This window comes from Lentibacillus cibarius (genome assembly GCF_005887555.1).
Lineage (GTDB): Bacteria > Bacillota > Bacilli > Bacillales > Amphibacillaceae > Lentibacillus > Lentibacillus cibarius.
Genome location: NZ_VCIA01000001.1, coordinates 1,598,282 through 1,611,749, shown reverse-complemented (window position 1 = coordinate 1,611,749; position 13,468 = coordinate 1,598,282). Strand labels below are relative to the sequence as shown.

The following is a 13,468-nucleotide window of genomic DNA, read 5'->3' as shown; positions in this document are numbered from 1 at the left end:
CAAGCGCTTCCCCTGATCTTTAAGGGGAAGCGCTTTTTGTGTGTTGGAGATAACCATATATAAAAGTTGGCACTCGCTAGAAACCGAGGTCAGACCTGCATGTTTCTATATGTGCGTCAGAAGCTAACAACCATCATGGTATAAACATTTTAAAAAAAGGAAGAGGGATGACTAGTGACAAAGTATATTTTCGTAACCGGTGGTGTTGTGTCATCGCTGGGGAAAGGAATAACGGCTGCTTCGCTGGGAAGGCTTTTAAAAAATCGTGGGCTGAAGGTGACCATCCAGAAATTTGACCCGTATATCAACGTCGACCCAGGTACGATGAGCCCGTATCAGCACGGTGAGGTGTTTGTAACGGAAGATGGTGCGGAGACAGATCTCGACCTTGGCCATTATGAGCGATTTATTGATATTAATTTGAACAAGTATAGTAATATAACGACGGGAAAAGTGTATTCCAGTGTGATTAAGAAAGAACGCCGTGGTGATTATCTTGGCGGCACAGTGCAGGTTATCCCCCATATAACGAATGAAATCAAGGAGCAGGTTTTCCGTGCGGGACAGGCGACGAAAGCGGACGTAGTGATTACGGAAATCGGTGGCACGGTCGGTGATATTGAGTCACTGCCGTTTCTTGAAGCAATTCGTCAAATTAAGAGTGACATCGGTAAAGAGCATGTTATGTACATTCACTGTACGCTTGTGCCATACATTAAAGCCGCAGCTGAAGTAAAAACAAAACCGACCCAGCATAGTGTGAAGGAATTGCGTTCACTCGGCATTCAGCCTGATGCGATTGTGCTGCGTTCGGAACTGGCAATCAGTGAAGAGATGAAAGAGAAAATTGCGCTATTTTGCGACACGGATAAAAACGCCGTTATTGAAATGCGTGATGCTGATACATTGTACCAAGTTCCAATCGCGCTGCAACATCAGCGACTGGACCAATTGACATGTGATCACTTAGGACTGGACTGTCAGGAGCCGGATATGGAAGAATGGAACGAACTTCTCCATCGTGTGCGACATTTGTCACGGACAACCGAAATTGGTCTTGTTGGTAAGTATGTAGAATTGCCGGATGCTTATTTATCCGTCGTGGAAGCATTGAAGCATGCAGGCTATTCCTTTGACACAGATGTTACTGTCAAATGGATCAATTCCGAACAACTTGATAAAGAAACCATTAAACAGGAGTTGGCGAACGTTGATGGCATTTTAGTTCCAGGCGGTTTCGGTAATCGGGGAATTGACGGCAAGATAGAAGCTGTCCGTTATGCTCGGGAAAAGAAGGTTCCATTTTTAGGAATTTGCCTTGGAATGCAGCTGGCTACCGTTGAATTTGCCCGGAATGTGCTTGGATTGGAAGGGGCTCATTCAGCAGAAATTGATCCTGATACACCGCACCCGATTATTGATCTGCTTCCGGAGCAAAAAACAATTTCCGATCTAGGCGGAACATTACGGCTTGGTGTTTACCCGTGCAAATTAGTCGAAAACACAAAGACCAAGCACGCCTATGGGGAGGAGGATGTCGTTAATGAACGTCATCGCCACCGCTACGAATTTAATAATGATTACCGGGAAGCAATGTCTGAGAATGGGATGATTTTTTCCGGTACAAGCCCGGATGACCGGCTTGTTGAAACAATCGAACTTGCGGATCATCCATGGTTTGTCGCCTGCCAGTTCCATCCGGAATTCAAATCACGCCCAACACGGCCACAAGCCTTGTTCCATGGATTTGTCGGAGCTGCCGTCCAAAAACATATTTAACAAGTGATCACCGCGGGAGTCTCTCGTGTTTTTCTGCGCTATGTCAATAAGCAAAAATCCGAACTGATTCATATCATATCTGAATCATCGTTCGGATTTTTCCTTTATTAAAGGTGTTCTGTCCTAGCTTTTTCCTTAATAACCCCATTATTTTCGCAGTTATTAACAAGACCACAGTATTTATATTCTTTTAAAAGAAGGATTTTTAAAATTTGTGTAGAATTAATATACGTATACTTGTTGGTTGAATGTGGTTTAAAAAGTTTGGGGGGATGGCAAGACGTTATGAAAAAACACATATTGGTAGTAGATGATCAACCGGGCATTCGCATGTTGCTGAAAGAAATCCTAACAAGTGAAGGCTATCAAGTGACAACCGCGGAGACCGGAAAGGAGGCACTTGATTCGTTGCACGAGGGGACGTTTGATTTGCTTATGCTTGATTATAAGCTACCTGTTATTGACGGTGCGCAGGTGCTTGAGCAGCTCGAACAGGAGAAAATCACTGTCCCGGCAATTGTCATGTCCGGATTATCAGAGAATCTTGCAAAGGAATCAGAACAGTTTGGCATGGTTAAAAAAGTCATCGCCAAGCCATTTAATGTGACAGACATCTGTGAGTACACAAAATGCATTATGGGATAATCACATACTGATACTTTTACGCATTCATACATAATCCATATGCAAATTGATACTGCGCCAATGTTTTAGCAGTGTTTTTTAATGCTAAAAATGGTGTAGCCAAAGGTAACCATGGACATATGCAGGTACAGCCCAACAATCGGGCGGGTGCCTGCAACTTTTTCTTCTTGCGACTTTCCTTTCTTGTTGGTATTCTTATACTATAGATAAATTTAGTTGCGTGACACTTGAGCGTCTAATCAGGTGGTTGTCATTGCTTCTCTCAAACCCTGATTGAGTAACGATTAAGATACATATTTTGTTGAAAGTGAGGGATTAATCGATGAAATTTTTCGTCGATACCGCTAATATTGAGGAAATTCGGTCTGCCAATGAGCTTGGTGTTTTAGCTGGAGTAACGACAAACCCGAGTCTTGTATCCAAAGAAGGTGTTTCCTTCCATGAACGGCTGAAGGAAATTACGGATGAAGTTTCCGGATCTGTCAGTGCAGAGGTCATTTCCGAAGATGCACAAAGCATGATTAAAGAAGGCAAGGAATTGGCGGAAATCGCACCGAATATCACGGTGAAAGTACCAATGACACTGGAAGGGTTAAAAGCTGTTAAAGCGTTCAGTGATCTGAACATCAAGACGAATGTCACCTTGATTTTTAATGCTAATCAAGCACTCTTGGCTGCACGTGCCGGTGCATCCTATGTGTCGCCTTTCCTTGGCAGGCTAGATGATATCGGTCATGATGGCATGGAATTGATTGCAGCGATCAGGGAGATATTCGACTTGCACGATATTGACACAGAAATTATCGCCGCTTCAATCAGACACCCATTGCATGTGATGGACGCAGCCAAAAATGGAGCACACATTGCCACCATTCCATACAAAGTGTTCGGCCAGCTCGTGAAACACCCACTGACCGACCAAGGAATCGAAAAATTTCTTGCCGACTGGAACCAATAAGAAAAGCGTAAGCGCCCTTGCAGGCTAAAACCGTCACGTCCTGTGACAACGCCTGCACTAGCACGTCCTGTGCGTCGTAGCAACGTACAAACTGCGCCTGCGCGTCGCAGGTGGGTCGGCGTTGCCGCGCGTCGCGGCGGGTTTAGCCGATCTTCCCTACTAGCCGCAATAAGATTAGATGAACTTGACTTATCGTAGTGGAGGAGTGGGAAGTTTGCTAGTTGCTGGGCGCTGGAGCTGGACATGGCTTAATTGGACATCAGCTAAATACAGCCTAAGTCATATATTTTCCTGCCTCTCCAAAGTAAATAAAAATGCATAAAACTGGGAAAAACGTGCAGGATAAGGTGAAATGTGGATGCAACCCGCAATGACAGCCTTATCCGGCACTGCGTACAAGGCTGCAACTAACTCGGGGGACATCTACTCAAATCTCACGTGTTCGTCAAGAAATGAGGTGCTCGTAATTGCAAAAGATATTGATTGAAGGCGGCCGATTGCTAAATGGAAAAGTCAGGGTCAATGGAGCGAAAAATAGTGCGGTTGCGCTGTTGCCGGCTGCACTTCTGGCTGACTCAGATGTAATGATTGAAGGACTGCCGAATATATCCGATGTTTACAATCTCGGTGATTTGCTCGAAGAAATTGGCGGTAAGGTTAGTTGGGACGGGCAAACGGTACATATTGACCCAGCAGGAATGGTATCTATGCCGCTTCCGAATGGAAAAGTAAAAAAGCTGCGTGCCTCGTACTATTTCATGGGTGCCATGCTCGGTAAATTTAAACAGGCTGTTATCGGTCTTCCGGGCGGGTGTCATTTAGGCCCGCGTCCTATTGATCAACACATCAAGGGTTTTGAGGCATTGGGTGCTGAGGTTACCAATGAACAGGGTGCTATCTACCTTCGTGCCAATGAGCTGCACGGTGCCAGAATTTACCTTGATGTGGTTAGTGTCGGAGCAACCATTAATATTATGCTTGCAGCGGTGAAGGCAAAGGGTAAAACCATTATCGAAAACGCTGCAAAGGAACCGGAAATCATCGATGTGGCGACGCTCCTGACAAATATGGGAGCAAATATCAAAGGAGTCGGCACCGATGTCATCCGAATTGAAGGGGTTTCATCATTGCACGGATGTCAGCATGTAATAATTCCGGATCGTATAGAGGCCGGGACATACGCGATTACTGCTGCAGCTCAAGGTAATGAAGTCATCATTGACAATGTTATCCCACAGCACCTTGAATCAGTTCTTGCAAAACTTCGCGAAATGGGTGTGACAATTGAGGAAGGTGATGAGCAGCTTTATATAGCTCCTAAACAAACGCTCCGCAGTGTCGATGTTAAAACATTGGTTTACCCCGGTTTTCCGACTGACTTGCAGCAACCATTCACCACCCTGCTGACAAAGGCTGCCAATACAGGTGTTGTGACCGATACCATTTATTCCGCACGTTTAAAACATATTGATGAACTGCGGCGAATGAATGCCTCCATTAAGGTGGAAGGCGGTTCTGCAATTGTGTCGGGACCGTCACAGCTCGAGGGTGCCCGTGTGAAAGCGAGTGATTTGCGTGCAGGAGCCTCACTGATTGTTGCCGGTCTCATGGCTAATGGTATTACTGAAATTACTGGTATTGAACATATTGACCGTGGCTACGAAAAAATAACAGACAAATTAAACAGCCTCGGTGCCAAAGTATGGCGGGAAGAAATGAATGAAGCAGAGATTGAACAGTTTCAAGACTCCTAAAAAATAAGAGAACCGGGAGTCACCTGCTAAAAAGACATAAAAAACGCTCTAGTTAAAAATGAATGACTTAGGGTGTACGGACAGACGGCAAACACAAAAAAAATAAGATCCCGCCGCCTTTCCATATGTAAATCCTTTTGGGATGAGGATATTTTTACGTAAAGGAGAGGGAAACAATGGAAAGAAGTTTATCAATGGAACTCGTTCGCGTAACAGAGGCTGCCGCGCAATCATCGGCACGCTGGATGGGTCTTGGAAAAAAGAATGAAGCAGATGATGCAGCAACGTCTGCTATGCGCAGTGTTTTTGATACCATTCCAATGCAGGGAACGGTCGTTATCGGTGAAGGGGAAAAAGATGAAGCGCCAATGCTTTATATCGGTGAAAATCTCGGTACAGGTTCCGGTCCGAAAGTCGATGTTGCCGTCGACCCGCTGGAAGGAACAAATATTGTCGCACAAGGCACATGGAATGCCCTGGCAGTTATCGCAATTGCAGATGAAAAAAATCTGCTGCACGCGCCTGATATGCATATGAAGAAAATCGCTGTCGGAAAAGAGTCCGTTGGCAAAATCGATATTAATGCACCAGTAAAAGACAATCTCGAAGCAGTAGCTAAAGCCCGTAATAAATCAATGGAGGACCTGGTGGTAATTGTCCTCAATCGGCCACGGCATACGGAATTAATTGAAGAAATCCGGTCTGCCGGAGCGCGGATTAAATTGATTTCGGATGGCGATGTAGCCGCGGCAATGAATACCGCGTTTGATGATACCGGTGTTGATGTTCTAATGGGCATCGGTGGCGCTCCTGAGGGTGTTCTTAGTGCCGTTGCGCTGAAATGCCTCGGTGGGGAAATACAAGGAAAATTAATGCCGGCAAACGAAGAAGATATTGCCCGCTGCAGCCAAATGGGCATTGCTGATTTGGAAAAAGTTTATTACATGGATGACTTCTGTAGCGGTGATGATGCTATCTTTGCTGCAACCGGTGTAACAGACGGTGAATTGCTGCAAGGGGTCCAATTTAAAGGCGAGAAAGTAACAACCCAAACCGTTGTCATGCGTGCGAAAAGCGGAACAGTTCGTTTTATTGACGGTAAACACAGCCTGAAGAAAAAGCCAAATCTCGTCATGGAGCCATAAGCAAAACAACTGACATAGATTTTATGAATAAGCCTGCTCCGGGACTTCTGCAACACTTGGAAACAGACTAGGAAGGGAGTCACTCACTCGGCTCCCTTCCTGTAAAAATACTTTCGAACACACCTCCTCTCTGAACATGATTGTTTTCTCATGAAATTTTTGAAATAGAGTTGATTATTGACTTATAAAAGGGTATCATGGTAGATGTTTATTCATAGCAGTCTATGGTTATTATATAGAGATAGGCAAACTTCAATTCTACTTCCGACAACTCTTCATTTCTTTTATATTTTCAGGTAGCAATAATTGGGGAGGGATCCAACAGCCCAAAACCCCAAATAGCCGCCACTTAAGCGCGCATGCGCCTGAAACCTGCCAGTAAAGATACAAAAAGAAACATCGGACGTCGGCTACATGGAGTAGTTAAAACGAAAGACAAATGTGGACAAACTATCGATTATTCATAGTATTTATAAATAGATGGAAAAAAATAAATAGGTGTGGTGAATTGAATGGCATCATTAAGCATTTCCCAGCTAGAGACGCTGACACTAAAGGAACTCTACGCCCAGGCAAGGGAATATAAAGTCTCATATTATGCAAAACTGACAAAGCGGGAACTTATTTTCGCTATACTAAAAGCACAAGCGGAAAAAGACGGCTTCTTGTTTATGGATGGAATACTGGAAATTATTCCATCAGAAGGATTCGGCTTCCTCAGACCAATCAATTATTCTCCAAGTGCTGAAGACATTTACATTTCTGCTTCACAGATCCGCCGTTTCGATTTGCGTAACGGTGATAAAGTATCCGGGAAAGTAAGACCGCCAAAAGAAAATGAACGTTATTACGGGCTATTGCACGTTGATGCGGTGAATGGGGAAGACCCGGAAACGGCCAAAGAACGGGTGCACTTTCCTGCGCTCACAGCACTTTATCCCGATCGATTCATGCAGCTAGAGCGAGAAACAAAAAATTTATCGACCCGTATTATCGATTTAATGACCCCGATTGGCTTCGGTCAGCGTGGACTCATCGTTGCACCGCCAAAAGCCGGAAAAACGATGCTTTTGAAACAAATTGCCAATAGTATTTCCATCAATCATCCGGATGCTAAACTGATTATCTTGCTAGTAGACGAGCGCCCGGAAGAAGTCACGGATATCGAGCGCTCGGTCCATGAAGATGTAGATGTCGTCAGCTCCACATTCGATGAGGTACCGGAAAGTCATATTAAAGTATCCGAGCTAGTATTGGAACGGGCGATGCGTCTCGTTGAACATAAACGCGATGTCATCGTGCTGATGGACAGTATCACCCGGCTTGCCCGTGCATACAACCTTGTTATTCCGCCAAGTGGCCGGACACTTTCCGGGGGTATTGACCCGGCAGCCTTCCACCGTCCGAAACGTTTCTTTGGTGCGGCTAGAAATATTGAAGAAGGCGGAAGTTTCACCGTCCTGGCAACAGCGCTGGTGGATACAGGCTCACGCATGGATGACGTTGTATATGAAGAATTTAAAGGAACCGGAAATATGGAATTGCATCTGGATCGCAACCTTGCCGAGCGCCGGATTTTCCCTTCTATCGATATCCTGAAATCCGGAACACGAAAAGAAGAACTGCTCGTTTCCAAATATCATCTTGATAAAATGTGGGCAATCCGCAAGACGATGCAGGATTCTAATAACTTTCTTGACCGCTTCTTGAAACGGTTACGTGCTACGAAAAACAACGCTGAATTTCTTCAGCAGATGGAAGAAGAAATGAAACGCAAAAAGATGGAACGTTAAGCAAGTGCAAGGAATTGTTTGCTATTGCAATCATAACGCTCCACTGTTATAATCTTTTTATGTGAGTTTGGATAAGGTATACTGCCTGTCACCTCTTACAATAACTCTGTTTCCAAAGGTTACAGGGCAAGAAGGAGTGGAAAAACTATGAAAAAAGACATCCATCCGGAGTACAGAAAAGTTGTGTTTTTGGATACAAGCTCAGACTTTAAATTCCTAAGCGGTTCAACACAAACTTCTGAGGAAACCATTGAATGGGAAGATGGCAACACATACCCATTAATTCGTACTGAGATCAGCTCAGCATCACACCCATTCTACACCGGAAAACAAAAAGCGGATAAAGTCGGCGGACGCGTAGACCGCTTCAAGAAAAAATATAATATGAAGTAAGTTAAAAAGTGAAGCCGACCGTTTAGGGGCGACTGCATAAGCAAGGGACCGTAAAACGCCCGGTTTTGGTGTTTGAAGTGTCCATTGCTTATGACACGAGCCCCTGGGAGGCGGAACTGGATTAAGTTAAAAAGCTGAGCGGGCTTGGTCAGCGGCGACATGCGTAAGCAAGAAACCCGTAGAACGGCGGTTTTTCCGTTCGAAGGGGTTATTGCTTACGACACGAGCCGCTAGCCCGGGAAGCTGGATTGATTAAAAAGCTGAGGCGACCGTTTAGGGGCGTATAGACTGGAGTTCGCCGTAGGAGATAAAGGAAACACGGCGAGCGATAGCGAGCCGTTGTTGACTTATCGTACGGAGGTGAAGGAAGTCTACTAGCCCCTGGGAGCCGAAGCTAGATTGAGTAAAAAGCTGAGCCGCTAGCCCGGGAAGCTGGATTGATTAAAAAGTGAAGCCGACCGGTCAGCATACGTCTCTTAGAGGAAAAACAGGCAATGTAACTATTGTTGCCTGTTTTTTCACTTTTACGCCCGAAGATATGTTTAACATTAGCGAACCCTCCTAATTGATATCGAATAAAAATAATAGCAAGCCATTGCTACATAATAGAATTACAACCTTGAAGGGAGATCCCGACATGTACGTTATGAAACAAAGCGGCTGGGTAGAAGTAATTTGTGGCAGCATGTTCTCCGGAAAATCGGAAGAACTCATCCGGCGAGTACGTCGTGCAACGTATGGAAATTTGTCAGTCAGGGTATTTAAACCGGCTATTGACGACAGATTTGCTGATGAGTCCGTCGTTTCCCACAATGGTACGTCAATTATTGCACGTCCTGCGAAAAATGCCGCGGAATTGCTTGACAGCCTTGGCGAACAGCATATTGATGTCGTCGGAATCGATGAGGTACAATTTTTTGATGAGAAGATAACCGCTGTTGTTGATTACCTGGCGAATAAAGGGACTCGCGTGATCATTGCAGGATTAGATACCAACTTTCGCGGTGAGCCATTCGGCCCAATGCCAAAACTCATGGCCCAGAGCGAGTCTGTCTCCAAATTAAACGCCATCTGTCCGATTTGCGGATCTCCCGCAAGCCGTACGCAGCGGCTGATTAATGGAAAGCCCGCTTCCTATGACGACCCGGTCATACTCGTCGGAGCATCAGAATCATATGAACCAAGATGCCGCCACCATCATGACGTCCCGAACAAGCCCAAAGAAGAACCGCGGGGACAGGAACACTGGTCCACGCGACTTTCTTGATTTTTGCGTGAGATTCGGCTCGCCCCGCGCGAGCTTCTCGATTTTCACGCGGGTTTTGCCCCGGTCCGTGCAACTCACCCGACTGTCGCGCGACTTTCGCTTCCCGATCCGTGCTGCGCGTAAGATACTAACTATAGTCGAGAGAAACTTCCCGCAAAAACTTGACTCACTCCTAAGTTGTCATAACTTTGACCTGCCAACCCGCGTATATTATAATTAGAATGTTAATCGAAAAGAGGTGACCGTTGTGTTAGATCGTTTACAATCATTGGAAGATCGTTACAATAAATTGAATGAATTGCTCAGTGATCCGGAAGTAATCAATGATACAACTAAACTGCGTGAATATTCCAAGGAACAATCTGATCTGGAGGAAGTCGTTCAGGCGTACGGACAGTATAAAGAAGTGACTCAGCAGCTGGACGATGCGAAGGAAATGTTGGAAGACGAATCAGATGATGAAATGAAAGACATGGCTAAAGCTGAGATTGAAGAGCTAACCAATGAGAAGGAGAAATTGGAGGAACGGCTTCGGCTCTTGCTTCTGCCAAAAGACCCGAATGACGATAAGAACGTGTTCATGGAAGTTCGTGGGGCTGCCGGTGGTGACGAAGCGGCGCTGTTTGCCGGCGATCTTTACCGCATGTATGCCAAGTATGCCGAGGCACAAGGGTGGAAAATTGATGTCGTTGAAGCGCACACGACCGGTGTCGGCGGCTACAAGGAAATCATTTTTATGGTCAATGGTACAGGAGCCTATTCCAAGCTGAAATATGAAAATGGCGCCCATCGCGTGCAGCGTGTCCCGGAAACGGAATCCGGCGGCCGCATCCACACATCTACTGCCACGGTTGCCGTTTTGCCGGAAGCGGAAGATGTGGAAGTGGACATCAATGAAAAAGACATCCGCGTCGACACGTTCGCATCAAGCGGTCCCGGGGGGCAAAGCGTCAATACGACAATGTCCGCAGTGCGCTTGACTCACGAGCCAACCGGTATCGTCGTTTCCTGCCAGGATGAGAAATCCCAGATCAAAAACAAGGAAAAAGCGATGAAAGTGCTTCGTGCGCGTATTTATGACATGTACCAGAAGGAAGCGCAGGCGGAGATTGACGAGAACCGTAAATCGGCTGTCGGTACCGGTGACCGCTCCGAACGTATTCGTACGTACAATTTTCCGCAGTCTCGCGTCACTGATCATCGTATCGGTTTGACGATCCAGAAGCTTGATCAGGTGATGGAGGGCAAACTGGATGAATTTATCGACGCGCTGCTTTTGGAAGAACAGGCAAAAAAACTGGATGAAATTGGTGAATAACCATGGAAAAAGATGTGCAACAGTATGAAGTCCTACGCCGGGCTTCTCTTTTTTTAGAACAAAATGGCCGCGAGCCTAAATTTGCCGAATTGCTGCTGATGGACTGTCTGCAAGTGACGCGGACAACCTTTTTGACCATGATGCACGATGTTGTGCCGGAAGCCGTTTTAGAGCGTTTCTGGCAAGGGATTCAGCAGCATGTCGAAACCGGTATCCCATTGGAGCATTTGACCGGGATGGCACCATTTTACGGGCGGGATTTTCATGTGAATGAACATACACTCATTCCAAGGCCAGAAACGGAGGAACTTGTGGAAAAGGTTATCCACAACGCTTCCGGCAAACCGCTCACGTTAGTTGATATCGGTACTGGCAGTGGTGTGATTGCCATTACGCTCGCACTTGAACTGCCGCATGCGACCGTTTATGCAACAGATATTTCACCAGAGGCGCTCCATGTTGCCCGGGAAAATGCCGATAAGCTAGGGGTGGATGTGACATTTTTACACGGAGATGGTCTCGCGCCTCTAATCAATGAAAATATCCGTCCTGACATACTAGTCTCCAATCCGCCGTATATTGCAGCCTCTGAGAAGGATCAGCTGGCCGATACCGTCAAAAACTTCGACCCGGAGCTTGCCCTGTTTGCTGCTGATGACGGTCTTGCAGCGTATAAACAGATAATTGCTGATTTAACGCAAGTGATCAACCGGCCCGGCCATGTTTTTCTGGAGATCGGCCATGAACAAGGAACAGCTGTTAAAGACCTGCTCCATCAAGCCATCCCGGAAAGCACCATCACCATCCTGCCAGACATTAATCGGAAAAACCGCATCGTTCATGCATGTATTCCGGACCAGTAAACCTGTCCCCCTGGTTCACGCGCGGCCCAGTGAACCTGTCCCCTTGGTTCACGCGTGTCCCCCTGGTTCACGAAAAGTTTTTGCTAGATTGCTAGTATGTTTTTTCTTTCCTCTGTCCAGACTGTTGCTAAACAGGTTGGAGAGGGGATTTTTTATATGAGGAAGATAACGGTTGCTATTATTATATTTTTTATTCTATTATTTTCACTTCCTTTAGTAAGTACGAGTGAGGAAATGGAATCTGATGCGCAATCAGATGTAGAGGTTATCCCGGATGAAGCAATTAGACTACGGATTTTGGCTAACAGTGATAAGCAGGACGATCAACAGTTGAAGCGGAAAGTTCGTGATGAAGTAAATGCTGCAATCACGGAATGGGTTGGGGATATTACGAATATCGAGCAAGCGCGAACAATGATAGAAAACCGCACTCCTGAAATTAAAAAAATCGTTGGTGACGTATTAAAAGAAGAAAATAAAGAGCAATCCTACAACGTTGAGTACGGAAAAAATGTTACGTTCCCAGCTAAGCTATATGGGTCGTATTTATATCCCGCTGGTGAGTATGAAGCCGTGCTAATCACACTTGGCAAAGGAAAAGGTGCGAATTGGTGGTGTGTATTGTTCCCGCCATTGTGCTTTTTAGACTTTTCGAATGGAACAAGTGTCGCTGAAGCGGAAGAAAAAGACGAGAATAAAGCCGACGAACGCGAAGACAAAGAAGACAAGGCAGAAGTGAAGTTTTTTCTCTTTGAATGGTTTGATTGGTCATAGTTTTTCTAGTTTCCGCATAGAATGCTAGAAAAAGAATGCTATGAGGTGATCAAGATGGAAATTATCGCAGCAAACCATGCATCAGAAGAGAAGCTCCAACGCTTTTTAAAAGATAATAAAGATGTTGAAAAGAATCTATTGCTGGAAAAAGGCTATGTTGTGGAGATAGACGACACGATTGAAGGCTGCTTCGTACTAGACACGGTGGAAGATGACATTTATTGGCTGAAGCAGCTCTATGTCACGAAAAATAAGGCAGGGTCATTGCCTGTTCTACTGGAAACCATTCTAGCGCTGGCAAAAGAAAAACAGGCAAAACAAGTATTTGTCCACAGTCACCAGCCAATGGTGGATGTGTTACTTGAAGCGTTGCAATTTTATCCACAAAAGGAAAATGAAATAACGGATAAACTCCCAAAAAACAATGGAAATTGGTGGACGTACAACGTTTCCTAGTACATATCCACATTTGTCCACAGGAATTTGTTGATAACTTGTTGATTTTCGTGGATAACGCTAAAATTTTATGCACAACATTGTGGAAAAACAAATGGATGATCCATTTATAGTCCGAAATCGACCAAATAATGATAGCGGTTTCGGATTATTTTACCCAGTCTATACGGGTTATCCACATGTTGTTTAAAATTTGTGAATAAATCAATATTAACGTGGAATTATATCCTTCGATTGTGGACAGCCTGTGAATAACGAACAGGCTGCTTTCTTTTTGCGTAGAAAGCAACCATCAGCTACAATGTACGATAGAAAAGAGGGAC

12 protein-coding genes are annotated in these 13,468 nt (G+C 45.3%); all 12 read left to right on the top strand.

The window, feature by feature from the left end:
- Positions 1 to 174 precede the first annotated feature (174 nt).
- Positions 175 to 1,779, top strand: a complete 1,605-nt coding sequence (locus FFL34_RS07730; protein WP_138602930.1) for a CTP synthase — start codon at positions 175 to 177, stop codon at positions 1,777 to 1,779.
- 285 nt (positions 1,780 to 2,064) lie between these two features.
- The gene (locus FFL34_RS07725; protein ID WP_138602929.1) at positions 2,065 to 2,424 is read left to right on the top strand and encodes a response regulator; all 360 of its coding nucleotides are present in this window, start codon (positions 2,065 to 2,067) and stop codon (positions 2,422 to 2,424) included.
- A gap of 322 nt (positions 2,425 to 2,746) precedes the next feature.
- Positions 2,747 to 3,382, top strand: coding sequence for a fructose-6-phosphate aldolase (gene fsa / locus FFL34_RS07720; RefSeq protein ID WP_138602928.1), 636 nt, complete (start codon positions 2,747 to 2,749; stop codon positions 3,380 to 3,382).
- A gap of 467 nt (positions 3,383 to 3,849) precedes the next feature.
- A complete protein-coding gene (locus FFL34_RS07715; RefSeq protein ID WP_138602927.1) occupies positions 3,850 to 5,136 on the top strand; it encodes a UDP-N-acetylglucosamine 1-carboxyvinyltransferase in 1,287 nt (428 codons plus the stop codon).
- A gap of 176 nt (positions 5,137 to 5,312) precedes the next feature.
- Positions 5,313 to 6,281: a class II fructose-bisphosphatase gene (gene glpX / locus FFL34_RS07710; RefSeq protein ID WP_138602926.1), complete on the top strand. Its 969-nt coding sequence runs from the start codon at positions 5,313 to 5,315 to the stop codon at positions 6,279 to 6,281.
- Between the two features lie 512 nt (positions 6,282 to 6,793).
- The gene (gene rho / locus FFL34_RS07705; RefSeq protein ID WP_138602925.1) at positions 6,794 to 8,074 is read left to right on the top strand and encodes a transcription termination factor Rho; all 1,281 of its coding nucleotides are present in this window, start codon (positions 6,794 to 6,796) and stop codon (positions 8,072 to 8,074) included.
- A 147-nt stretch (positions 8,075 to 8,221) separates the two neighbouring features.
- Positions 8,222 to 8,467 carry a type B 50S ribosomal protein L31 gene (locus FFL34_RS07700; RefSeq protein WP_138602924.1) on the top strand — a complete coding sequence of 82 codons (246 nt, stop codon included), beginning with the start codon at positions 8,222 to 8,224 and terminating at the stop codon, positions 8,465 to 8,467.
- A 637-nt stretch (positions 8,468 to 9,104) separates the two neighbouring features.
- Positions 9,105 to 9,734, top strand: coding sequence for a thymidine kinase (locus FFL34_RS07695; protein WP_138602923.1), 630 nt, complete (start codon positions 9,105 to 9,107; stop codon positions 9,732 to 9,734).
- 247 nt (positions 9,735 to 9,981) lie between these two features.
- Positions 9,982 to 11,052 carry a peptide chain release factor 1 gene (prfA, locus tag FFL34_RS07690; protein ID WP_138602922.1) on the top strand — a complete coding sequence of 357 codons (1,071 nt, stop codon included), beginning with the start codon at positions 9,982 to 9,984 and terminating at the stop codon, positions 11,050 to 11,052.
- Positions 11,053 to 11,054: 2 nt separating this feature from the next.
- A complete protein-coding gene (gene prmC, locus FFL34_RS07685; protein ID WP_138602921.1) occupies positions 11,055 to 11,915 on the top strand; it encodes a peptide chain release factor N(5)-glutamine methyltransferase in 861 nt (286 codons plus the stop codon).
- A 156-nt stretch (positions 11,916 to 12,071) separates the two neighbouring features.
- The gene (gene spoIIR / locus FFL34_RS07680; RefSeq protein ID WP_138602920.1) at positions 12,072 to 12,689 is read left to right on the top strand and encodes a stage II sporulation protein R; all 618 of its coding nucleotides are present in this window, start codon (positions 12,072 to 12,074) and stop codon (positions 12,687 to 12,689) included.
- 54 nt (positions 12,690 to 12,743) lie between these two features.
- Positions 12,744 to 13,145, top strand: a complete 402-nt coding sequence (locus tag FFL34_RS07675; RefSeq protein WP_138602919.1) for a GNAT family N-acetyltransferase — start codon at positions 12,744 to 12,746, stop codon at positions 13,143 to 13,145.
- Positions 13,146 to 13,468 lie beyond the last annotated feature (323 nt).